This is a genomic window from Bradyrhizobium sp. A11, assembly GCF_042077125.1.
Taxonomy (GTDB): Bacteria; Pseudomonadota; Alphaproteobacteria; order Rhizobiales; family Xanthobacteraceae; genus Bradyrhizobium; species Bradyrhizobium japonicum_B.
Window position 1 is genome coordinate 3,807,870 of record NZ_CP149509.1, and the last position, 22,748, is coordinate 3,830,617.

General features: G+C 65.5%; 23 protein-coding genes. 9 read left to right on the top strand and 14 right to left on the bottom strand.

The window, feature by feature from the left end:
- Window positions 1-2 precede the first annotated feature (2 nt).
- The 8 genes from WI560_RS17750 to WI560_RS17785 form a co-directional block, all read right to left on the bottom strand.
- Window positions 3-890, bottom strand: coding sequence for a YicC/YloC family endoribonuclease (locus WI560_RS17750; RefSeq protein ID WP_257180387.1), 888 nt, complete (start codon window positions 888-890; stop codon window positions 3-5).
- A 114-nt stretch (window positions 891-1,004) separates the two neighbouring features.
- Window positions 1,005-2,291, bottom strand: a complete 1,287-nt coding sequence (gene mltG, locus WI560_RS17755; protein ID WP_375304228.1) for an endolytic transglycosylase MltG — start codon at window positions 2,289-2,291, stop codon at window positions 1,005-1,007.
- 123 nt (window positions 2,292-2,414) lie between these two features.
- Window positions 2,415-3,680: a beta-ketoacyl-ACP synthase II gene (gene fabF, locus WI560_RS17760; protein WP_028136842.1), complete on the bottom strand. Its 1,266-nt coding sequence runs from the start codon at window positions 3,678-3,680 to the stop codon at window positions 2,415-2,417.
- A gap of 107 nt (window positions 3,681-3,787) precedes the next feature.
- Window positions 3,788-4,027 carry an acyl carrier protein gene (locus WI560_RS17765; protein WP_008551805.1) on the bottom strand — a complete coding sequence of 80 codons (240 nt, stop codon included), beginning with the start codon at window positions 4,025-4,027 and terminating at the stop codon, window positions 3,788-3,790.
- A gap of 314 nt (window positions 4,028-4,341) precedes the next feature.
- Window positions 4,342-5,079, bottom strand: a complete 738-nt coding sequence (gene fabG / locus WI560_RS17770; protein ID WP_028136843.1) for a 3-oxoacyl-[acyl-carrier-protein] reductase — start codon at window positions 5,077-5,079, stop codon at window positions 4,342-4,344.
- A 14-nt stretch (window positions 5,080-5,093) separates the two neighbouring features.
- The gene (fabD, locus tag WI560_RS17775) at window positions 5,094-6,053 is read right to left on the bottom strand and encodes an ACP S-malonyltransferase (RefSeq protein WP_257180391.1); all 960 of its coding nucleotides are present in this window, start codon (window positions 6,051-6,053) and stop codon (window positions 5,094-5,096) included.
- A gap of 187 nt (window positions 6,054-6,240) precedes the next feature.
- Window positions 6,241-7,266 carry a fatty acid desaturase family protein gene (locus WI560_RS17780; protein WP_375304229.1) on the bottom strand — a complete coding sequence of 342 codons (1,026 nt, stop codon included), beginning with the start codon at window positions 7,264-7,266 and terminating at the stop codon, window positions 6,241-6,243.
- Between the two features lie 3 nt (window positions 7,267-7,269).
- Window positions 7,270-7,974: a TetR/AcrR family transcriptional regulator C-terminal domain-containing protein gene (locus WI560_RS17785; RefSeq protein ID WP_375304230.1), complete on the bottom strand. Its 705-nt coding sequence runs from the start codon at window positions 7,972-7,974 to the stop codon at window positions 7,270-7,272.
- Between the two features lie 337 nt (window positions 7,975-8,311).
- Here WI560_RS17785 and rpsF point away from each other — a divergent pair, with 337 nt between their 5' ends.
- The 4 genes from rpsF (at window position 8,312) to rplI (ending at window position 10,822) form a co-directional block, all read left to right on the top strand.
- The gene (gene rpsF, locus WI560_RS17790) at window positions 8,312-8,812 is read left to right on the top strand and encodes a 30S ribosomal protein S6 (RefSeq protein ID WP_028136847.1); all 501 of its coding nucleotides are present in this window, start codon (window positions 8,312-8,314) and stop codon (window positions 8,810-8,812) included.
- A 5-nt stretch (window positions 8,813-8,817) separates the two neighbouring features.
- Complete coding sequence (rpsR, locus tag WI560_RS17795; RefSeq protein ID WP_007592020.1) at window positions 8,818-9,057, top strand: 30S ribosomal protein S18; 240 nt, start codon at window positions 8,818-8,820, stop codon at window positions 9,055-9,057.
- Between the two features lie 132 nt (window positions 9,058-9,189).
- Entirely contained in the window at window positions 9,190-10,170 is a 981-nt protein-coding gene (locus WI560_RS17800; protein WP_375304231.1) for a hypothetical protein, read from the top strand.
- A 52-nt stretch (window positions 10,171-10,222) separates the two neighbouring features.
- A complete protein-coding gene (gene rplI / locus WI560_RS17805) occupies window positions 10,223-10,822 on the top strand; it encodes a 50S ribosomal protein L9 (RefSeq protein ID WP_028136849.1) in 600 nt (199 codons plus the stop codon).
- Between the two features lie 130 nt (window positions 10,823-10,952).
- Here rplI and WI560_RS17810 read toward each other — a convergent pair whose 3' ends face one another.
- The 3 genes from WI560_RS17810 to WI560_RS17820 form a co-directional block, all read right to left on the bottom strand.
- Window positions 10,953-11,420, bottom strand: coding sequence for a PaaI family thioesterase (locus tag WI560_RS17810; protein WP_375304232.1), 468 nt, complete (start codon window positions 11,418-11,420; stop codon window positions 10,953-10,955).
- A gap of 11 nt (window positions 11,421-11,431) precedes the next feature.
- Window positions 11,432-12,028: a TetR/AcrR family transcriptional regulator gene (locus tag WI560_RS17815; RefSeq protein ID WP_375304233.1), complete on the bottom strand. Its 597-nt coding sequence runs from the start codon at window positions 12,026-12,028 to the stop codon at window positions 11,432-11,434.
- Between the two features lie 109 nt (window positions 12,029-12,137).
- On the bottom strand, window positions 12,138-13,067 hold the full coding sequence (locus WI560_RS17820) for a hypothetical protein (RefSeq protein ID WP_375304234.1): 930 nt from the start codon (window positions 13,065-13,067) through the stop codon (window positions 12,138-12,140).
- Between the two features lie 279 nt (window positions 13,068-13,346).
- Between WI560_RS17820 and WI560_RS17825 the strand changes: the two genes are divergently transcribed.
- The 3 genes from WI560_RS17825 to alr all read left to right on the top strand — a co-directional run bounded on the left by WI560_RS17825 (window position 13,347) and on the right by alr (window position 18,218).
- The gene (locus WI560_RS17825; protein WP_375304235.1) at window positions 13,347-14,597 is read left to right on the top strand and encodes a class I SAM-dependent methyltransferase; all 1,251 of its coding nucleotides are present in this window, start codon (window positions 13,347-13,349) and stop codon (window positions 14,595-14,597) included.
- Window positions 14,598-15,389: 792 nt separating this feature from the next.
- Window positions 15,390-16,895: a replicative DNA helicase gene (locus tag WI560_RS17830; protein ID WP_028136855.1), complete on the top strand. Its 1,506-nt coding sequence runs from the start codon at window positions 15,390-15,392 to the stop codon at window positions 16,893-16,895.
- A 51-nt stretch (window positions 16,896-16,946) separates the two neighbouring features.
- Window positions 16,947-18,218: an alanine racemase gene (alr, locus tag WI560_RS17835; protein WP_375308865.1), complete on the top strand. Its 1,272-nt coding sequence runs from the start codon at window positions 16,947-16,949 to the stop codon at window positions 18,216-18,218.
- A 131-nt stretch (window positions 18,219-18,349) separates the two neighbouring features.
- Here alr and WI560_RS17840 read toward each other — a convergent pair whose 3' ends face one another.
- Window positions 18,350-18,571 carry a cysteine rich repeat-containing protein gene (locus WI560_RS17840; protein WP_028136857.1) on the bottom strand — a complete coding sequence of 74 codons (222 nt, stop codon included), beginning with the start codon at window positions 18,569-18,571 and terminating at the stop codon, window positions 18,350-18,352.
- A gap of 40 nt (window positions 18,572-18,611) precedes the next feature.
- Between WI560_RS17840 and WI560_RS17845 the strand changes: the two genes are divergently transcribed.
- On the top strand, window positions 18,612-19,382 hold the full coding sequence (locus WI560_RS17845) for an exodeoxyribonuclease III (RefSeq protein WP_375304236.1): 771 nt from the start codon (window positions 18,612-18,614) through the stop codon (window positions 19,380-19,382).
- Between the two features lie 126 nt (window positions 19,383-19,508).
- On the opposite strand, the gene WI560_RS17850 is transcribed toward WI560_RS17845, so the two are convergent.
- Together WI560_RS17850 and treZ are read right to left on the bottom strand one after the other, a co-directional pair.
- Entirely contained in the window at window positions 19,509-20,285 is a 777-nt protein-coding gene (locus WI560_RS17850) for a potassium channel family protein (protein WP_375304237.1), read from the bottom strand.
- A gap of 87 nt (window positions 20,286-20,372) precedes the next feature.
- Entirely contained in the window at window positions 20,373-22,199 is a 1,827-nt protein-coding gene (treZ, locus tag WI560_RS17855) for a malto-oligosyltrehalose trehalohydrolase (RefSeq protein ID WP_375304238.1), read from the bottom strand.
- Window positions 22,200-22,448: 249 nt separating this feature from the next.
- Here treZ and WI560_RS17860 point away from each other — a divergent pair, with 249 nt between their 5' ends.
- Window positions 22,449-22,730 carry a hypothetical protein gene (locus tag WI560_RS17860; protein ID WP_375304239.1) on the top strand — a complete coding sequence of 94 codons (282 nt, stop codon included), beginning with the start codon at window positions 22,449-22,451 and terminating at the stop codon, window positions 22,728-22,730.
- The last annotated feature ends 18 nt before the right edge of the window (window positions 22,731-22,748 follow it).

Consider the following 22,748-nt stretch of genomic DNA (forward strand, 5'->3'; position numbering starts at 1 on the left):
GATCACTCCAGATTCTGGACCTGCTCGCGGAACTGCTCGACCACGTTCTTCATGGCCAGCCCCGTATTGGTCAGCTCGATGTCGTTCGACTTCGAGCAGCAGGTGTTGACCTCGCGGTGAAACTCCTGCGCCAGGAAGTCGAGCTTGCGGCCGATCGGGCCGCCCTTGCCGATCAGCTCGCGCGCCTGCGCGATGTGGGATGCGATGCGGTCGAGCTCCTCGCGGATGTCGGCCTTGGTGGCGATCAGGATCGCCTCCTGCATCAGACGGTCGGAATCGAACCGGTCGGAGGTGTCGAGCAGCGCTGCGATCTGCTCGGTGAGCCTCGCCTTGATCGCCTCCGGCCTGCGACCGGGCGAAGCTTCCGCCTTCTTCGCCAATTGCTCGATCTCGTCCACGCGCTGGGTCAGGATCTGGCCGAGCGAAGTGCCCTCGCGCTTGCGCATCGCGACGAGCTCGGCGAGCGCCTTGTCGAAGGCCTCGGCGGCAGCGGCACGCGCGGCCTTGTCCTCCTCCTCGTCGCCCTCGGGCTCGGCGACCTCGACGACGCCCTTGATGGCGAGCAGGCCGTCGATGCTCGGCGCTACCGCGTCGACCTTGCCGGCGATCATGGCGGCCGCCTTCAGGACGGCGTTGAGTACGTCCTCGTTGACGCGAACCGTCGCGGCGGAGTTGGCGCGCTTGACGTTGAGATTGGCGTAGACGGTGCCGCGCGACAAAAGCTCGCCGGCGCGCTTCTTGGCGTAGGCCTCGAGCTCGTCGAAGCCCTGCGGCAACCGCACCCTGAGGTCGAAGCCCTTGGCGTTGACGGACTTCAATTCCCACTCGAACGTGTACGGCCCGCTTGCGCCGTGGCATCTCGCAAAGCCGGTCATGGACGACAGCGCCATCAGGTCAAATTCTCCAGAAACACGGGATTCGCGAGGCATCAAGCCACGCGAATCTTAAGACTATTTTGCAGGAAAGTGGAATCCGCAAAGTTTGCAGCAGCGATTGCGACGGATCTAGCGCTGGACCACCGGCGGCGACGGCTGCACCGCGCCCTGCCGCGCCGGTGCCGGTGCCGGAGCCGGAGCTGCCGGGCGTGCCGCCGGCGGCTTCTTCTGCTGATTGGGCCGGGCCGGCGTGGTCGCCGTCGGCGTATCGGCGGCTCCGGGCGCAGCGGCGGCGGGCGGCGGCGCATCCTCGGGCGGCTCGACCGTGTCGTTCTGGATCTGCTTTTCCATCGCGCGCAGCTTGGCCACGTTCTTCTGGTGCGCGTCGTAGGTCTCGGTAAAGGCGTGCCCGCCGCTGCCGTCGGCGACGAAATAGAGGTCGCGGGTGCGGGCCGGATTGGCGGCGGCCTCCAGCGAGGCGCGGCCGGGATTGGAGATCGGGCCCGGCGGCAGGCCTTCGATCACATAGGTGTTGTAGGGCGAAGGCTGCGTGATCTCGCTGCGCTTGATCGGGCGGCCCAGCGTGCCCTTGCCGCCGACCAGCCCATAGATGATGGTCGGATCTGACTGCAGCTTGATCCGCTGCTTCAGGCGATTGACGAACACCGCGGCGACGCGACTGCGCTCGTCGGCCCTGCCGGTCTCCTTCTCGACGATCGAGGCCAGCGTCACCAGTTGCTCCGGCGTCTTGACCGGAATGTCCTGATTGCGGCGCTCCCAGATCTCGGCGAGCACACGCTTGTGCGCCTGCTGCATGCGCTGGACCACCTGCTCGCGCGGCGTGCCGCGCGGGAACTTGTAGGTCTCCGGCAACAACGTGCCCTCGCGCGGCAGCTCGCGCACGCTGCCGGTGAAGATGTCGTTGTCGGACAGGCGCGCCACGATCTGCTCGGAGGTCAGCCCCTCCGGAATCGTGACGGCATGCTGCACCACCTTGCCCTCGACGATGGTGGCGATGACGTCGCGGAGCGAGGCGTTCTTCTGGAACGAATATTCACCCGGCTTGAGGTCCGAGCTCGCCTTCAACGCGGCAACGCTGGCGATGAACACCCAGGGATTGATGTCGGTGACGCCTTCCCGGTTCAGCGTCTCGGCGATGTCGCGCTTGCCGGCGCGCTGCGGGATGTTGACGATCTTGTCGTCCTTCAGCGGCCCGGGCGCCTCGAGCACCTGGCGGCCGTAATAATAGACGCCGCCGGCGCCGAGCATGGCGATCAGCAGAAGGGTGATGATGGCGTTGCCGACGACCACGAAAGGATTGCGCGCACGGTCCGAACGCTTCGGCGGCGGCGGGAGCTGCTCGGGCTCGAGCGCTGCCCGCGGACTCCGGGGCGAGATGGGCGGCCTTTCACTCATAGAAGCAACCTGAATCCTGCCGGTTCCATAGCGGCCCGACCATCGCTTGCCGAGCCAAATGCACGCCCACTTCCATGACTATCGCCGAATACGGCAAAACGGTGGATTCGTTTCAAACGCAAGCTAATCGGCCAAACGTCGGACGATCACCGACGCATTGGTACCGCCAAAACCAAACGAGTTCGACAAGGCAACATTGACCTCACGCTTCTTCGCAACGTGCGGCACGAGGTCGATCGCGGTCTCCACCGACGGATTGTCGAGGTTGATCGTCGGCGGCACGACATTATCGCGAATCGCGAGGATGGCGAAGATCGCCTCGATCGCACCGGCCGCGCCGAGCAGATGACCGGTCGACGATTTGGTCGAGGACATCGCGACCTTGGAGGCGGCATTGCCGAGCAGACGCTCGACGGCACCGAGCTCGATCTCGTCGCCGAGCGGTGTCGAGGTGCCGTGCGCGTTGATGTAATCGAGATCGGATGCGGTCAGGCCGGCGCGCTTGAGCGCGGCCGACATGCTGCGGAAGCCGCCATCGCCGTCGGGCGACGGCGAGGTAATGTGATAGGCATCACCCGACAGACCGTAGCCGATCACCTCGGCATAAATCTTCGCACCGCGGCGCCTCGCGTGCTCGAGCTCCTCCAGCACCAGTACGCCGGCGCCCTCGCCCATCACGAAGCCGTCGCGGTCCTTGTCGTAGGGACGCGAGGCCTTCTCGGGAGTCTCATTGAAGCCGGTCGAAAGCGCGCGCGCGGCATTGAAGCCGGCGATACCGATGCGGCTGATCGGCGACTCGGCGCCGCCTGCGACCATCACGTCGGCATCACCCAGCGCGATCAGGCGGGCGGCATCGCCGACCGCGTGCGCGCCGGTCGAGCAGGCCGTGACGACGGCATGGTTCGGCCCTTTCAGCCCGTGCGCGATCGAGACGTAGCCGGAGGCGAGATTGATCAGGCGGCCCGGAATGAAGAACGGCGACACCCGGCGCGGTCCGCGCTCCTTCAACAGGATCGCGGTTTCGGCGATGCCGCTGAGGCCGCCGATGCCGGATCCGATCATGGTTCCGGTCGCGCACTTGTCCTCTTCGGACTCGGGGTGCCAGTTGGCGTCGTCGAGCGCCTGGCCGGCCGCGGCCATGCCGAAGATGATGAAGTCGTCGACCTTGCGCTGGTCCTTCGGCTCCATCCACTTGTCGGGATTGAAAGTGCCGTTGCTGCCGTCGCCGCGCACGACGGTGCAGGCGTATTTCGTCTGAAGATCGGAGACATCGAAGCTCTCGATCGCGCGCGCGCCGCTTTCGCCGTTGAGGATGCGTTTCCAGGTCGGTTCGACGCCGCAGCCGAGCGGCGACACCATGCCGAGACCAGTGACGACAACCCGCCTCATGTCCGAAAACTCCGCATCGAAAGATTCACGGCCAATAACAAGAAACCGGCTGACCGCTGCGAAGCGGCCCGTCCGGTTTCAATGTTGTCCCCGCGAAATGAAGAGCGTCAGCTCTTCGCGTTCTTCTCGAGAAACTTCGTGGCATCGCCGACGGTGAGAATCGTCTCCGCGGCGTCGTCCGGAATCTCGCAACCGAATTCCTCTTCGAACGCCATCACCAGCTCGACGGTGTCCAGACTGTCGGCGCCGAGGTCGTCGATGAAGCTCGCGTTGTCGACAACCTTCTCGGGTTCAACACCAAGGTGTTCGACCACGATCTTCTTAACCCGCTCGCCAATGTCACTCATTGCTTAACCTCGTGTTGTTCCCTGTAGACCCGACCCCCCGGGACGATACGAGCCGTCGTGGTCGTGTTACTTGCCTTCGCTTACGAACTTTGATTTGGCCCCATCCTAACCGATACAGGGCCCGGCGAACGACGGCCAAGGCTCCGCATCGCCAATATACAGGGTTTCAAAAACCTGCAATGGCGTTCTTTGCCCATCCGTTGAAGGTCCGGTTATCACACTTCAATTGCCTTGACTACAAGCCTCATTTCACTCCGGAAACGGCCGTTTGCCGCATTCCACGCCGACCATGTGGGCAGCGCGGAACGAAGACCTCAGATCATGGCCATGCCGCCGTTGACGTGGATGGTCTGGCCGGTGACGTAGGCTGCTTCGTTCGAGCTTAGGTACACGGCCGCCGCGGCGATGTCCTCGGGCGTCCCCAGACGGGCAGCCGGAACCTTGGTCAGAATCATTTCGCGCTGCTTGTCGTTGAGCGCGTCGGTCATCGGCGTCTTGATGAAGCCCGGCGCGATGCAGTTCGCGGTCACGCCGCGCTTGGCGTATTCGGCGCCCAGCGTCTTGATCATGCCGATCAGGCCCGCCTTCGAGGCGGTGTAGTTGCCCTGCCCGGGATTGCCGGTGACGCCGACCACCGAGGTGATGGCGATGATGCGGCCGAAGCGCTTGCGCATCATCAGCTTGGTGGCGGCACGCGCGAGGCGGAAGGTCGCGGTCAGATTGACGTTGATGACCTCCTCCCAATCCTCGTCACGGAGCTGCACGAAGAGATTGTCGCGGGTGATGCCGGCATTGGCGATGAGGATGTCGACCTGGCCCATCGCGGCTTCCGCGGCGGGTACCAGCGCCTCGACCTCGTCGGCCTTGGAGAGATTGCAGGGCAATACAAAGACGCGCTCGCCGAGCTTGCCGGCAAGCTCATCCAGCACTTCCTTGCGCGTTCCTGATATCGCGACGGTCGCGCCCTGCGCGTGCAGCGCCTGCGCGATCGCGCCGCCGATGCCGCCGGTGGCGCCGGTGACGAGCGCCTTCTTGCCAGTCAGATCGAACATCGAAGACAACTCCTCTAGGCCTGCTTCGCAGCGGCCAGTGCATCCTTGGCGGCGGCGATGTCATTGGGACCGCCGACCGCAACGCCGACGGCACCGTCCGCGATGCGCTTGACGAGACCGGTCAGCACCTTGCCGGCGCCGATTTCGAAGAATCGAGTGACGCCCTGCCCTGCCATATAGGCGACCGACTCGCGCCAGCGCACCGTTCCGGTGACCTGCTCGACCAGGCGGCGGCGGATCTCGTCGGGGTCGGTGATGGCGCTCGCCAGCACGTTCGACACCAGCGGCGCGGCCGGCGCCTTGATCGTGACCTTCGACAGCGCCTCCGCCATGGCGTCGGCGGCGGGCTGCATCAGCCTGCAATGGAACGGGGCGGACACCGGCAGCAGCATCGCGCGCTTGGCGCCCTTGGCCTTTGCGATCTCGACGGCGCGATCGACCGCAGCCTTGTCGCCCGAGACCACCACCTGCCCGCCGCCATTGTCGTTGGCGGCCTGGCAGACCTGCCCCTGCGCCGCCTCGTTGGCCACCTCCATGGCGGCCTCGTAGTCGAGGCCGAGCAGCGCGGCCATTGCGCCGGCCCCGACCGGGACAGCCTTTTGCATTGCGAGACCGCGGGTGCGAAGCAGACGGGCGGTATCCGACACCGTCAGGCTGCCGGCCGCAGCGAGCGCCGAGTATTCACCGAGCGAATGGCCGGCGACGAAGGCCGCGTCTCGTCCCACGGAAAATCCGGCCTCGGCCTCCAGCACGCGCAGGGTGGCGATGGACACCGCCATCAGCGCCGGCTGGGCGTTTTCGGTGAGCTGGAGCGTTTCGGCCGGACCATCCCAGATGATGGCCGTCAGCTTCTCGGACAGCGCGGCATCGACCTCGTCGAACACGGCGCGCGCCACCGGAAAGGCGTCGGCCAGGGCCTTGCCCATGCCGACCGCCTGGGACCCCTGCCCCGGAAATGTGAATGCTGCCGTCATCGGCGCTCCCTGCTTGTCGGGCACGATCCCTCGAGAACCGGCAGCCGATTACGCGCGGCCTTGGGTGGTGGTTCCTTGGGCCATGGTTCCGGATCACGCTCCAAAGGGGGCCGTAGACACTGTCAGAGGCCGGACTGTCAAGCCGCGATGGGAACCCCGGCCGGCATTCAACTGGGGATACGCAGGCTCAAAACCCGCCGGCAGTCTGGTTGGCGTCGACCTTCGCCCCCGCCTGCGCACGGCGCGCGCTGTTCACCAACTCACCTCGCCGGTCATCCCGATCGGGCCTCGCCGTCGCCAGCCGCAGCACCGCGGCATAGCCCGGCTGCACCTCCATGCGGTCGGCATAGCGGCTCGCGCTCAGCAGCCGATGCACCTTCGGCAGATTGTAGCAGGGCACGTAGAACAGCAGATGATGCTCGAGGTGATAGTTCACGTAGTACGGCGCGATGAACAGCCGCTCGAGAAAACCGGCATGCGTGGTGCGGGTGTTGCGCAAGGGATCGCTGCTGTCGGGGACGACGGCGTGCTCGGCGATGTTGCGGATGCGGGTGATGACCATCATCCAGGTCAGGAGCGGCACCAGCCATAACAGAGGGTAGGCCCACCACACGCCGGCCGCCGCGCACGCGGCGAACATCAGTGCATTGACGATGCATTGCGGACCGAGCTTGTCCCAGAAATGAGTGAGGCGCTGGCGCCACGGCCAGTCCTTGGCGCCGAGCGCGTTGAGCAGCTGCGCCTTGCGCTGCTGGTAGCCGGTCTGTCCGGTGATGTCGCGAATGAATTTGCGGCGATAGCTCAGCTTCGTGATCGGAAACGGCGCCGACAGCACGAGATCGGGATCATCCTCCTGCTGCGTGCGCGCATGGTGCTGCAGGTGGTAACGCCGGTAGCTGCGCGTCTCCGCAAACAGCGGATAGGCACACGACCATTGGCTCAGGGCCAGATTGGTCTTCTCGTCGGCGGACAGGCAGCCATGGGCGCCGTCATGCATCAGGATCGCGAGGCCCAGCTGGCGCGAGCCGATGATCGCGACGGCGAGGACATAGGTGACCGGATTGGGCCACCACGCGACCAAGGCAATCGCGCCAATGATCAGCGCCCAGGCGTGCGCGATCAGCGCAACGCCTTTCCAGGTCACTCGCCGGCGCACGTCGGCAAGTTGGTCGTCGGTCAGGAAATCGCGGGCACGCATGCGAAGCGCGGTCATGGCCTAGCTCTCCTCGTCCGGCGTGGTCGTTGCGTCACGCGCCTCGACAAGGCGCAGGCGCGCCTCGTCGGTGGATTTCGCCTGCTCGCCGAGCACCCGCAGCATCTCGGCGCAGAGCTCCTCGGGCGAGCGGCCCATCGCATAGCCTTCGAGAATGACGCCGATGGCGACGGCCCAGAACCGCCGCGAGCTTTCGTCGGGCGCACGCAGCGAACGCCAGCCGTGCCGTGCCACCTGGCTCGCATAGGCGCGCGCGCCTTCGCCGTGCAGGCGCTCGATGGTGCGCTCGACGAGCGGGGCAAGATCCTGGCGGCGCCGCGTCAATGTCAACGCTTCGGCGAAGAAGGCGACGGAATCGCTCGCCGTCACGCTCTGCGCCAGCGCGTGCGTGTAGTCCCGCGGCGTCCGCGCCGTCAGCGCCGCCTGCTCGGTCGCACGCGCCAGATACAAAAGCTCGCGGCAGGCGCATTCGACGAACAGCGCCTCCTTGGTGCGGAAGTAATAGGTGATCTGGCTGGGAAATGCGTTTGCCGCGGCCGCGATGTCGATGATCGCCGTGCCCGACAGCCCCCGCTCCCGGAACAGCGGACTGGCCGCATCCAGCAGCAGCGAGCGCATCTTGCGGCCGGCCGACCGTGTCGCGCGCGCGGCGTGCTTCGGATCGCCCGCCGACGCCTCGAACGGAGCCTCGATCGATTCACTCGCCATCAAGTCCTCCCGATCCGTTCTTTGTATGACATACAAACAAATAGGTCAAGCTGGTATGGGAGGGTGGATTGGCTGCGCCGGCCGCCCCCGTGTCGGCCGAAAGCTCGACGCTCAAACCTTGCCAAGTCGGCCAAAATCCGTATAAGGCGCGCATCCGCAGACCCCGGCCGGGAGCTGAACGGACGGTCTCAGCAAATCCTTCGTGATTTTGGTGTGGCAGGGCCAGTCGGCCCGTCGTCCCGTGTTTCCGCCTTCTGAGCTTAATCCCAGAGTCCTTTCCGAAGGCCTCTTAAGGGCTTGACGCCGGGCGATGCGCCAACATGAGGAAAGGACCACCATGGCTCTTTATGAGCATGTTTTTCTCGCGCGTCAGGACGCGAGCACGCAGCAGGTCGAAGAGCTGACTGCGCAGATGACCGGGATCGTCGAGGGTCTCGGCGGCAAGGTCACCAAGACCGAGAATTGGGGCGTGCGCTCCCTCACCTACCGCATGAACAAGAACCGCAAGGCGCACTTCGTGCTGCTCAACATCGACGCGCCGTCCGCGGCGATCGCCGAGATCGAGCGCCAGGAGCGCATCAGCGAAGACGTGATCCGCTATCTCAGCGTCCGCGTCGATGAGCTCGAGGAAGGCCCGTCCGCGATGATGCGCAAGGCCGACCGTGACCGCGAGCGTGACGACCGTGGCGGCGGCTTCCGCGGCGAGCGTGAAGGCGGCTTCCGTGGCGACCGCGAGGGCGGTTTCCGTGGTGGCGATCGCGACGGTGGTGGCTTCCGCGGCGACCGCGGCCCGCGCCGTCCGCGCGAAGAAGCTGAAACCACGACGGATGGGGAGTAAGAACAATGGCTGAAGCTGGTGCACGTCGCCCGTTTTTCCGTCGTCGCAAGAGCTGCCCGTTCACGGGCGCCAATGCTCCGAAGATCGACTACAAGGACTCCAAGCTGCTGATGCGTTACGTCTCCGAGCGCGGCAAGATCGTGCCGAGCCGCATCACGGCGGTGTCCGCGAAGAAGCAGCGTGAGCTCGCCCGCGCCATCAAGCGCGCGCGGTTCCTGGGCCTCTTGCCCTACGTCATTCGCTAACACGACCAATCCGGCCGGCGGCCTTGAGCCGCCGGCCGCAACTTTTTCGATCTCATAAGGCTTCCGGGTCGTCCGGTCGCCGATGGTTGGGGCAGACAAGCCTCTAACCGCTCGAAGGGAGCGGGACAGCTGATGATGGCTTTTGCACTGATTGGCCTGATCGCCGGCGCTGCGTCGGCCCTGATGTTCGCCTCGATCATTTCGGGCGCGCTGATCTCGCTCGTCCTGTTCTATCTCGCTCCACTGCCGCTGATGGTCGCCGCGATCGGCTGGGGACCGCTTTGCGCCAGCCTCGGCGGCATCGCTGCTGCAATCAGCCTCGGCGCCCTGTTCGGCCTGCCCTATGGCATCGCATTCGCACTCACCGTCGCGCTGCCGGCCTGGTGGCTCGGCCATCTCGCCCTGCTCAGCCGTCCGGTGGGAGCTGTCGCGCCGGAGGCTGCCGCGGAACCCGCCGCCGCACCTGAACTCGAATGGTATCCGGTCGGCCGCATCCTGCTGTGGCTCGCCGGCTTTGCCGCGCTGACCACGATGGCTGCCCTGCTCACGCTCGGGACCGACGCCGAGACCATCCTCGGCACGCTGCGGCGCGGCCTGATGCGCCTCCTCCGCGCCACCGACCCGCAAACCTCCGGCGAAGCCGGTCAGTTCGTCGACGCGCTGGTGCGCATGGCACCGGCCGGGGCCACCGTCATCGCGATGATGACGCTGACCCTGAACCTCTGGCTCAGCGCCAAGATCACCGCCACGTCGGGCCGGCTGCGGCGCCCGTGGCCGGACTTGAAGACGGCGGAGCTGCCGCCGATGACGCTGGTGGCGCTCTGCGTCGCGCTCGCCTTCTGCTTCACCGGCGGGCTCGTCGCGATCGTCGCTCAGATCACCGCGGCGGCGCTGATGATTGGCTATGCGCTGACCGGCTTCGCCGTGCTGCACACCCTCACGCTGGCGCTGAAGAGCCGCACGTTCTGGCTCGGCTCGACCTATGCCGTCGTGGTCGTGTTCGGATGGCCCGTGATCGCAATGGTGATCCTCGGCCTTGCGGACGCCATGTTCGGCTTCCGCGAACGCTTCCTGCGCAGCCGGCAGCAGCCGCCGCCGCTGCCGACCCCCTGAGTTCAACCCCGAAAACCGAAAACCCACAGAGCACTTCAATAGGAGAACGAATATGGAAGTCATTTTGCTGGAACGCGTCAACAAGCTCGGCCAGATGGGCGAAGTCGTGAAGGTTCGCGACGGCTACGCCCGCAATTTCCTGCTCAAGCGCGGCAAGGCGCTGCGTGCCACCGCCGACAACCGTGCCAAGTATGACGGCATGAAGGCCGAGCTCGAGGCCCGCAACCTCCAGGCCAAGGGCGAAGCGTCCAAGGTCGCCGAGAAGATCAAGGACAAGAACATCATCGTTATCCGCCAGGCTTCCGAAGCCGGCCAGCTGTTCGGCTCGGTCACGGTGCGCGACATCGTCATGGCGTTCGAGGCCGACGGCGTCCACCTCGACCGTCCGCAGGTGCAGCTCGACGCGCCGATCAAGACCATCGGCAAGCACACGGTCATCGTTGCCGTGCACCCCGAGGTCGAGGTCGAGATCACCGTCACGGTTGCGCGCAGCCAGGACGAGGCCGAGCGCATCAACCGCGGCGAGGACATCTCGACCCGCAACGAGGACCGCGATGCGGCCGCCGAGGCGATCGCAGCCGCCGGCGAGTTCTTCGATCCGGAAGCCGAGCACGACGAGGTCGCGCCGGCGCCGGCCGCGGAAGAGAAGTAAGGCCCTGCTCGTCGTTCCGGGGCGGTGCGAAGCATCGAACTATGGTGCGCAATTGCGCACCTGAGAATCTCGAGATTCCGGGTTTTCGCTTCGCGAGCCCCGGAATGACGAGGTCTATCAGCCCGGCCGTTTACGCGGCCGGGCTTTTCGTTTTGGCGGCAGTGTCCTCGCTCAACATCGCGATCGAGGCCAGCGCCGTTGCCGTGTGCTTCTCGACGCCGCCGCTGACGCAGAACACGTCGGCGGCAACGACCGAGACCTGACGGCCCGGCTTAATCACCCGGGCACGGCAGATCAGCTTCTCTCCGACCGCGGGCGACAACAGGTTGAGCTTGTATTCCGCGGTCAGCGCCGGCTGGCCGCGCGAGGTGGCGGCTGCGATCGTCGTGGCGTTGTCGACCAGGAAGGCGGTGACGCCGCCGTGGAAGAAGCCGTGCTGCTGCAGCAGCTCCGGCCGGCGATCCACGGCAATCGTGCAGGTGCCGCGCGTCAATTCCGACAGCTCGGCGCCGACCAGGTTCATGAAGCCCTGCCGGCCGACATTGGCATGGATGTGCTCGGCAACGGCCGCGAATTCCGGATCTGCTTCGGCGCGCATACAGTCTCTCCTTAGTGCTTGTCGATGCGATCGTGTGGCCGCAGCGCACGGATGGCGCAGGCGATCAGCGTGTCGGCCTCGGCGCGCGGATCGGCGCGGTCGCGTCCCGACAGGAAGGCGCGGCAGAAAATCTGCGCCGGACCGATGAGCTGGCTGACGAACATCGCCGGCGTCATCGGCAAGAGCTCGCCGTTGGCAACGAGTGGCGCGCGCCAGCGCTCGATGCCGTCGGCAAGGCGTGCATTCTGCGCGCGCTGGGCGTCGCGGATGTCCTCGCCCCATTCGCTGCGCGAGATCTCGAACAGGTAGCGCGCCTCGCGCCGGCTGGTCACGACCCAGTCAAGATGTGCCCGGATCAGCCGATCGATGCCCTGCTCCGCCGCGGGCACAGGATCGAGCGCGGCCAGCACCGCGGCGTGATAGTGCCGCAAGACCTCCAGGAACAGCGCACCGGCAAGCTCCTTCTTTGAGCCGAAGGCGTGAAAGAAGCTGCCATTGGAGGCCCGCGCCCGGGCGCGGATCGTGGCCACCGTCGCAGCTTCGAAACCGACGCGGTCGAACACGGCCAGTCCTGCTGCCAACAGATCGTCTCGCACGCTCGCCGTCATCGGCGCCTCCTCCTAGAGCATTACTCTAGAGTGACACTCTAATGCAGTCAATACGATGCGAAGGCCGCGACGAACGCGGCCTCCGCATGTTGAGCGAAAACGAGCTGGCTTAGCGCGAGATCGGCGGCGCTGGCGGGCCGGAGGACCCGGCGGGCGCGGCAGGCGGGGTCGCGGCGGGCGCGGGCGCGGCCGATGCCGGTTCCTGCGGCTTGGCCGCGGGTTCAGAGCTGGCGGCCGGCGCAGCAGGCTTGGGAGCTGCCTCTTCCGCCGACTTGGACGCAGCCGGCTCGGCAGGCTTCGCGGCCGCCGGTGCAGCGGGCGTTACCGGCGGGACAGGATCGGGCCGTACCGCCGGGGTCTCGCTGCCGCGGGGTTCGACCTTGGCGCTGTCTGGCTTGGCCTCGTCGCGGCCGGGCTCGACCTTGGCCGCGTCCGGCTTGGCCGCCGGCTTCGGCTCCGGCGCGCTCTTCTTGTCTTCAGTGGCTGGCGTGGTGGCGTCGGCCTTCGGCGCCTCCTCGGTGCCGGGCTTGTCGCGGCGCTTGCCTTTGCGCCCCTCGGGCGCAGCCTGTGACTCGGGCTTGGAGCCATCCTCGGCCGGTCGTGTCGCACGCTTCTGGCGGGCGCCCTCGGCCGCGGGCGCGGCAGCCTCGCCGTCCGGCCTGGCATCCTGGGCGCGCGGGCGACGGCCCTGAGGCTCGGGATTGCTGCTCGCGTCCTTGTCCTTGGCGCCGTCCTTCTTGCCGTCCTTGGCCTGGTAGCGGGTGTCGGTGGCACCGTTGGAGACGAGATAGGAGGCAAGAACGCCCGCCATGTCCGAGCTGGTGGTGTAATGCTGGCGCAGAAAGCCCGGCAGCGAACCCGGCGCGACGGTCTTCAGAAGCCCGCGTGGGCTCTTGTGGCAGGCATTGCAGGTCTGGGCGAAAAGCTGGGACGGGGTTTTGCCGGCCTCGAGATTCGTCGGCTGCGCAAAGACGGTATCGGTCGCGCCGAAGCCGATCAGAAGCAGCACCGTCGCGAGGCTGAGCGCTCGGCTCGACATTCCCAACATCTCCATTGATTCCGAGAGGTGCAGCCGGCCTCCGGCGCGGCGGCGGGTCACCTTTTATCCGATTGAGCCGCGAATGGAAGCAGCCTCCGCGCGCAAGGATGTGATTAAGCCCTTTTGGAATATCGGCTGTGAACACAGCGCAATAGCGCAGCCGGGCCGCCCTCCCTAGATTTGGATGCAAACGCATAGGAACCAGAGCGGGACCTGAGCGTCCGATGTGAAGGCCGGGTTAGTCGCATCTCTTGGGGTTCGCTCGAGAGGAAGGTGGCGATGGACCGATTGTTGCGTAAATTCCTGTCTCAATTCATCCGCCGCGGGTCGATGACGGTGACCGGCTCCAGTGGATCGACATTCACCGTCGGCGACGGCACCGGCGAGCCGGTGGCGGTGCGCTTCGTCACTGCGGAAGCGGAGCGGAAGATCCTCGTCAATCCCGAGCTCGGGCTGGGCGAGGCCTATATGGACGGCGAGTTCGTCGTCGAACGCGGCACCATAGCTGATGCCCTCGCGATCCTGCTCGATCAACCCGACCTATTGCCGCAGTGGGCAAAACCGTGGTGGCACCTGCGCTACCTGGCGCGGCACCTGAAGCAGTTCAATCCGCGCTCGCGCTCCCGCCGCAACGTCGCGCATCATTATGATCTCGACGCCCGGCTGTATTCGCTCTTCCTTGACGCCGACAAGCAATACAGCTGCGCCTATTTCGAGACGCCGGAGACGACGCTCGACGACGCGCAGCTCGCCAAGAAGCGGCACATCGCCGCCAAGCTGCTCGTGAGGCCCGGACAGCGCGTGCTCGACATCGGCTCCGGCTGGGGCGGGCTCGGGCTTTATCTCGCCGAGACCACCGGCGCCGATGTCACCGGCGTGACGCTGTCGACCGAACAATTGCAGATCGCCAATGCGCGGGCGGCGGAAAAGGGCCTGTCCGGCTCGGCCCGATTCCTGCTCCAGGACTATCGCGACGCCGAAGGCCCGTTCGACCGCATCGTCTCGGTCGGCATGTTCGAGCATGTCGGCGCCGGCTTCTACGACACCTATTTCCAGCGCTGCGCCGAGCTGCTGAGCGAGAACGGCATCATGCTGCTGCATTCGATCGGCCGCTCGCAGGGCCCGGATTCGACCAACCCCTGGATCGCCAAATACATCTTCCCCGGCGGCTACATCCCGGCCTTGTCGGAAGTGCTGCCGGCGATCGAGCGCGCCGGCCTCTTGGTCTGCGATATCGAGATCCTGCGTCTGCACTACGCGGAAACGCTGAAAGCCTGGCGGGAACGTTTCATGGCGCGGCGTGAGGAGGCCGTGCAGCTCTACGACGAGCGCTTCGCGCTGATGTGGGAATTCTATCTGGCAGCCTGCGAGATGACGTTCCGCAAGCAAGCCATGATGAATTTCCAGATCCAGCTCACGCGCCGCCAGGGGGTGGTGCCGATGACCCGTGACTACTTGCCGCGCGAAGAAGCCCGGCTGCGCGCTCGCGAAGGCGTGGCTGAGCCGAGGCTCAAGCTGGCTGGTGAATAGATCCTAGTGATGCAGGGTCGAAATCTGGGGAAACCGGACAAGGGCCGTTAACGCCAGTTGCGCCCGCAGTTCCAAGAGGATTTCGGGTGCGACCGGCTGGCGACGCACGTCGGGCCGTTCAGCGTGCTCCATGGCCGCAATCAGCCCCGACAGCCAAAGCCGGCTACCCGCCTCGCTCCGCCAGGTCTGGGGCTGCCGAGTCTCGGGCTGCCAAGTCTGGAGCTGCCGTTCTGGCCGCATCGCTTGCCTCGTTCCCTGTGACGGACCGCGGGAGACAATTCCCGTCCCGTCCGCCTGTTCCGGTCCTACCCCCGAAAATATCCGGGCAGATGTGATCCACTTCACATAAGTCTGGTCGGCCTTGGCCTAGATCGTCGCCATGAGCAAAGAGACCCAAACCTCGCTCGACGTGCAGGACGACCTCCGCACCGATTACGCCCTGATCGCCACCGGCGTCGGGGCGGCTCTGGTCGCGCTGGTCTACCTCCTGCTGGTCTGAAGCCGAGCCGAAAGCGGCCAGCGTGCGCATGTCGCACGCCTCTTGGTTACGTCTGCGCGCCAATCCATAAAGTTCACGGTTTCAGGATTTTTCCATGGCGCGGTCGCGGCCACTTCAGGCCGGAGGCCGGTTCCGCAAAAATCCGTCAAGCGCGGCGCGTGCTGCGGCTGCCAGTCATCCACCACTTTCACTGAGCGGTTGATAGCGGCGAGCTTTCGCTTCCGCTTTGACCTCCGGCGGCGCTTTATCCCGGCCCCGCATCCGCCCAAGAAAATTGCTAAGCACGTCCGACCATGGCCCTGACTGATTCGAACGTTCTCAAACTCGCGCCCGATGCCGGAACTCCCGCCTATCGGAGCGCACCGCACAATATCGAGGCGGAGCAGAGCCTTCTGGGCGCGATCCTGGTCAACAACGATGCCTTCTACCGCGTCTCCGACTTCCTCGAGGCGAAGCATTTCTTCGAGCCGCTGCACCAGACCATCTTCGAGACCGCCGGCAGCCTGATCCGGATGGGCAAGATCGCAACCCCGGTCACGCTGAAGACCTTCCTGCCCGCCGATACCGATGTCGGCGGCATGACCATCGGGCAATATCTGGCGCGGCTTGCCGCCGAAGCAACCACCATCATCAACGCCCAGGATTACGGCCGCACCGTCTACGACCTGTCGCTCCGGCGCGACCTGATCGGCATCGGCGAAGACATGGTCAACGTCGCCTATGACGCGCCGGTCGACTTCCAGCCGCGGGCGCAGATCGAGGACGCCGAGCGCAAGCTTTACGAACTTGCCGAATCCGGCCGCTATGACGGTGGCTTCCAGAAATTCTCGCAGGCGCTGACGGTCGCGGTCGATCTCGCCGCCAAGGCGTTCCAGCGCGACGGCAAGCTGTCGGGCATCTCCACGGGCCTGCGCGACCTCGACACCAAGATGGGCGGCCTGCAGCATTCCGACCTCATCATCGTGGCGGGACGTCCCGGCATGGGCAAGACGTCGCTGGCCACCAACATCGCCTACAACGTCGCCAAGGCCTATGTGCCGGAGCTTCAGGCCGACGGCACCATGAAGGCCGCCAACGGCGGCGTGATCGGGTTCTTCTCGTGCGAAATGTCCGCCGACCAGCTTGCCACGCGTATCGTGGCCGAGCGCACAGGCATCCCCTCGTCCCACATCCGCCGCGGCGGCATCACGGAAGCCGATTTCGAGAAGATCCGCCAGGTCTCGATCGAGCTGCAGTCGCTGCCCTTCTACGTCGACGCCACCGGCGGCCTGTCGATCGCGCAGCTGATGGCGCGCGCGCGGCGGCTGAAGCGCCAGAAGGGCCTCGATCTGCTCGTGATCGACTACATCCAGCTGCTCTCGGGTTCAGGCAAGCGAAGCGATAATCGCGTGCAGGAGATCACGGAGATCACGACCAGCCTGAAGGCGCTGGCCAAGGAGCTCAACGTCCCCGTGATCGCGCTGTCGCAGCTGTCGCGTCAGGTCGAATCGCGCGACGACAAGCGGCCGCAGCTGTCGGACCTGCGTGAATCCGGCTCGATCGAGCAGGACGCCGACGTCGTTCTGTTCGTGTTCCGCGAGGAATATTACCTCGCCATGAAGGAGCCCCGCCCCGGCACCGAGGAGCACGCCAAATGGCAGGCCGACATGGAGCGCACGGTGGGCCGGGCCGAGGTCATCATCGGCAAGCAGCGTCACGGTCCGACCGGCACGGTCGAGCTGCACTTCGACGCCTCGGTCACCCGCTTCGGCGACCTCGCGCATGACGGCCAGCTGCCGGACCGCAGTAGCGACTACTAGGCTCCTTGGGTTGAACCGCGCGGGTCTCTTGCGTAAAACGGCGCCATGACAATGGCGTCCGACCCGAAAACCCTCTCGCAATCCGGCCTTCTCTCTGCCGAGGCCAACCAGGCGGCCGCGCTCGCCGCCTATGGCGGCGTCCTGACCGTCGATCTCGACGCCATCATCGCCAATTGGCGCAAGCTCGAGAAGACGGCGGTGCCGGCCGAGTGCTCGGCGGTGATCAAGGCCGACGCCTATGGCTGCGGCGCCGCCGAGGTCGCGCGTGCGCTGAGCAAGGCCGGCTGCAAGACCTTCTTCGTCGCCACCATCGAGGAAGCGCGCAAGGTCCGCGCCGCCGTTCCCGAGCCCACCATCTACGTGCTCGGCGGCTATTTCCAGAACACCGGCGAGCACTACGCCAAGATCAATTGCCGTCCGGTGATCGGCGACCTCAACGAGCTCGCCGAGTGGGACGTGTTCTGCCGCCGCACCGGCTGGAACGGAGGGGCTGCAATCCACATCGACACCGGCATGAACCGGCTCGGCCTGACGTTGACCGAAGCGCAGGCCATCATTCCCCGCATCAACGCCGGCGATCACGGCATCACGCTGGTGATGAGCCATCTGGTCTCGGCCGAGCAGCTCAACAGCCCGGTGAACGCACGGCAGCTCGCCGCCTTCCGCAGCATCGCCAGCGAATTCGCCGGCGTGCCGGCCGCGCTCGCCAATTCCTCCGGCATCTTCCTGGGCGCGCCCTTCCAGTTCGACCTGGTGCGGCCGGGGGCTGCGCTCTACGGCGTCAACCCGACGCCGGAGGCCGACAATCCGATGCAGCAGGTGGTCGACCTCAAGGCGCGCATCGTGCAGACCCGCAGCATCGAGCGCGGCGAGACCGTCGGCTATGGCGGCACCTGGACCGCGCGGCGGCCGACCAAGCTCGCGATCATCGCAGTCGGCTATGCCGACGGCTATTTCCGCGCTGCCAGCTCGAACGATGGCACCCGCGGCGCCGAGGTCATCGTCGCCGGCAAGCGCTGCCCGGTCGCGGGGCGCATCTCCATGGACCTCATCGCGATCGACATCACCGATCTGCCGCCGAACGCGGCGCGGCGCGGCCATATGGTGACGCTGCTCGGCGAGGGCATCACCGTCGACGAGCTCGCGCATCATTTCGGCACCATCGGCTATGAGGTGCTGACCAGCCTCGGCCACCGCTATGCCCGCATCTACAAAGGCGGCAATGCGGAGGAGCCGCTGGTGAAGCCGGCTGCCGTGACCGCAGCCGAGCCACCGTCCGCCCCGCCGCCAATCGAGCAGCCCCCGCCGGGGCTGCCGGGCTAAGTTCTCGTGCCCCGGACGCAGCGCAGCGCTCCTTCAGCGGTGCGCTGCAGAGCCGGGGCCCATCTCTCGACCGTGAGCGTGTGGCCTTCTGGATCCCGGCTCGCGCTACGCGCGTCCGGGACACGGAACGCTTACTTCTTCTTCCTGTTGTCCAGCGCCTCTTTGCAGGTCGCGCTGAGCTGATCGCGCTTGTCGGTGAGGCAGGCGACGACGCGGCCGCCACCGGGCGCGATGCCGGCGCAGAATTTATCGTAATCTGCCTTGCATGCACCGCGCGGGTCGGACGATTGTGCCGACGCGAGCCCGGAGAGCGCGACAGCTGCGACGATAGCGGCAAAGTTCAACTTGGACATTGTGTCTCCGGGTACGGAAGGCAGGAGCCGGCAGCTCTACATGAAGATCGCGACATTCAACATCAACAACATCAACCGCCGCCTGCCCAATCTGTTGGCATGGCTGCGCGCGGCGAAGCCCGATGTCGTCGCGCTTCAGGAATTGAAGGCAAGTGATGGCGAATTTCCGGCGGCCGCGATCGAAAAAGCCGGTTATGGCGCGGTGTGGCGCGGACAGAAGACCTGGAACGGCGTCGCCATCCTTGCCCGCAACGCCGCGCCCATCCTGACCCGCGACCGCTTGCCCGGAAGACCCGGGGATCACGAATCCCGCTACATCGAGGCCGCCGTGCGCGGCATCATCGTCACCAGCATCTATCTGCCCAACGGCAATCCGCAGCCGGGACCGAAATTCGACTACAAGCTCGACTGGTTCGCGCGCCTCAAGCGTCACGCAAACACTTTCATCCAGCAGGACCTGCCGGTCGTGCTCGCCGGCGATTACAACGTCGCACCGACGGAGATCGACATCTATCCGACGCGCTCATGGGACAAGGATGCGCTGGTCCAGCCCAAGAGCCGCGCGGCCTATGCCTCGCTGGTTTCGCAGGGCTGGTGCGATGCGATCCGCAAATTGCATCCGGACAAACGCATCTACACGTTCTGGGACTACAAGCGGAACCGGTGGCCGCGCGATGCGGGCCTGCGGCTCGATCATCTCCTGCTCAGCCCTGCCCTGGCCTCACGGCTGGCGAAGGCTGGCGTCGACAAGAAGGTCCGCGGCGAGGAAGGGGCCAGCGATCACGCGCCGGCATGGCTGGTGCTGCGGTGACGGCCCATGCCCAAAATATGAAAAACAACCCCATGCACAGTAGCCAGCCCCAGTCGATTCAATGGGTTAGCGCCCCCGATTTCGGCTCATCATGGGGTCCAACGGCATCATTCCCAGAGACGCGCCTCACACCGCGCCCTCGTCCGGAATATTGAGAAGCTTGCCACAAGCCTTGCAATGCACGGCGTCGGCATCGTGCCGCTGGAGCCCGCAAGCCGGACACGAAAACCGCACCTTGTTGGGACTGAGCAGCGCGCGGGCAAGATTGAAGAACAGGGTCACCCCGAAGATCATGATCACGACGGTGATCAGACGACCGACCGTACCCGGCAGGGTGATGTCTCCGAAGCCGGTCGTCGTCAGCGCCGTGACCGTGAAATACAGCGCATCGGCATAATTGTGGATCTGATCGTTGCGAAACTTCTGGGTCTCGTAAACGATGCCTGTCATGACGAAGATGAAAACGGCGAGGTTGGTGATGGCGAAGATCACGTCTTCGTTGCGGCGGAAGAACGGGGAATCGATGCGCAGTCGCACCAGCATCTGATAGTCGCGAAGCAGCCCCAACGTTCGCAGGATCCGGAGAAAGCCGCCGGCCTCGCCGGCAAGCGGTGCCAGGAAGGATACGATCGCAACCATGTCGGCCCAGGTCGCGAGCTGACGGAACCTCCGCAACGGATGCCGGCCGACCAGGAGCCGCGCCGAGAAGTCGGCCAGCAGCAGCAGGCCGAACAGAACGTCGAGCGTTTCGATGATCTCGCTGGGATGCAGGAACGAGGTGGCAATGATGAACAACACCGTCACGATATCGAACGCGAGCAGTGTATAGCGGAAGCGCACGCCGCTCGGCGTTGCGCCCTCGTACAGGCGGCGGACGGTACTTCTGAGAGACGAGACGGTCACTCTCTCATGATCGCGGTTTGCACGGATGATTGCAACCGAAAGCGGGCGCTGCGAGATCGTACCGCCATCAGGCCGGGATTCCGCCGGTCATGCCTGACCAAGTCGTACGATGATGTCGCCAGGCCGCAGCGCTCGTTCGTCCGCCGGCTCGCCGCGCCACAGGCATTCGCCTGCGACCAAAGCCGGCATCGGCAGCGGATGGTCGGCGAAGTTGGCGACGATCTGCAAGGTCTCTCCCCTCCTCGTCTGCCAGCGCACATCAATCGCGCCCTGACGAGGATTGCCGCCGATCAGCTCGCGCTGCGCCGAAACGAAACCTTGCGCGATCAGCGGCACGATCCTCTCGCGCCGGATCGTCAGCAATCGCGTGGTCAAAGCCCGAAAGCCGGTGCAGCCGAGAGAATGATCGATGCTGCTCCAGTCAAGCTTCGAGGCCTGAAAGGTCCCCTCATCGCAGGGGTCCGGAATCCTGGCGCGCATCTCGGGGGTCGAAAACGCCTTGAAGTGCGAAAACTCCTTGCGCCGCCCTTCCCGCGTCAACTCGGCAGCTTCTCCGGTCCAGTCTGCGAAGAACAGGAACGGCGTTTCGACGGCGGCTTCCTCACCCATGAACAGCATGGGAATGTGCGGATTGAGCAGGACCAGCGCCATCGCCTGGCCGAGCTTGTCCGGGCCGACCAATCGTGACAGTCGTTCACCCAGAGCCCGGTTGCCGATCTGGTCATGGTTCTGCGCGAAGAAGATCGTGGCTTCCGGCGGCAGATGCGCACTTGGCTCGCCGCGTCGCTCGTTGTTAAGGGCGAAGACTTCCCCCTGATAGGCAAAACCCTCGGTGAGCGATCGCGCCAGGTGCTCGAGCGGCTTGTCCGCAAATGCGCGGTAATACCCCTCGTCTTCTCCCGTCAGCAGGACATGAAGCGCATTGTGGAAATCGTCGCCCCATTGGGCGTCGTAATATTTCGGGCGTCCTGCCACGCGATCGAGCAGGTGCGCCTGATTGGCTTCATTCTCCAGCATCAGATGCACGCGCCGGCCCGGCAATTCGTGCCTGACGCTCTCGGCAAGCTCAATGAGGAAATGCCGCTCGGAATCGTCCTTCAGGGCGTGGACGGCATCGAAGCGCAGCCCGTCGAAGCCGTAGTCGCGCAACCACATCAAGGCATTCTCGACCAGGAACTCCCGCACGAACGCGCCGTCGCGGCCCTCCAGGTTGACCGCAGGTCCCCAACCGGTGGTGTGACGCTTGTTGAAGAAGTTCTCCGCGTAGCTGTGCAGGTAGTTCAACTGCGGACCGAAGTGGTTATAGACCACGTCGAGATAGACCATGATGTCGAGCGCGTGGGCTGCCCGCAACAGCCGCTTGAGATCGTGCGGACTGCCGTAGCGGGCATTGGGCGCGTTCAGCAGCACGCCGTCATAGCCCCAATTGTGCCGGCCGGGGACATCGTTGACCGGCATCAGCTCGATGGCGGTGATGCCGAGATCGCGCAAATAAGGCAGCCGCTTCTCGACGCCCGCATAGGTCCCCTCCTCGCTGAAGGTGCCGACGTGCAGCTCGTAGATGACGGCCTCCACCCATGGACGCCCCGGATAAGGGATGGGATCCCGCAGCGCCGCCGTATCGACGACCTCGCTTTCCGCGCCGACATCATCCGGCTGGAAGAAGGAGGCAGGGTCCGGGACGATCAGCTCCTCGTTGATCCTGAACTGATAGCGCGAGCCGGCATGCGCTGTCGGGCTGAGCATCTGATACCAGCCGTCGTCATCGCGCGACATCCGCCGCGGCGGCCGGCCGGTCTGCAGCAACTCCACCGATCGGGCCGTCGGCGCCCAGAGGTTGAAGCTGACGCCATCATCGACGATCTGAGCGCCGTGGCGCCGGGCCTGCCCGGCTATTCCCAGTGTCTGAATCAAATCTGTCCGCCTTTCACGCACATGCTCGCAGGTATGCATTGGCGAATGCGGTTTGAGCGAGACGTTCCGATCGCTTCAAGGATGCCCGCGAATGAAAAGCGGGCGTGCACTCATTCGTTCCTCGCCATGGACGTGAGCCCGCCATGAGGCGGCCTTGCCTCTCGATCCCTCGGTCAACGCGCCGTTCGCCGGGCAACTGGAACGGAATCATCGGGCGACGGTTACGATCACACACAGGAGTTGCCCGCCATGCGCCGCCCGACATCAAGGCCGATCCGCAACAAGCTCGACCTGACCGACCGCGCACAGATGCGCCTCGTGCGAAAACGGTTGGGCCTGTCCGATGCCGAGTTGACCGCGATCGTCGGGAGGATCGGCAATTCAATCACCGCGATCAGCAAGGAGGCCGCCCAGCAGCGCGCCAGCGTCCTGCCCAAGCCTGCCGACGTGCCGCCGGCGGCCGTGATCGCCTCGGCAACGGTTGCCGAACAGGCGGCGACTGAACTACCAGCAACAAAGCCGACGTCCTGACCGGATCGTCATCGGGGG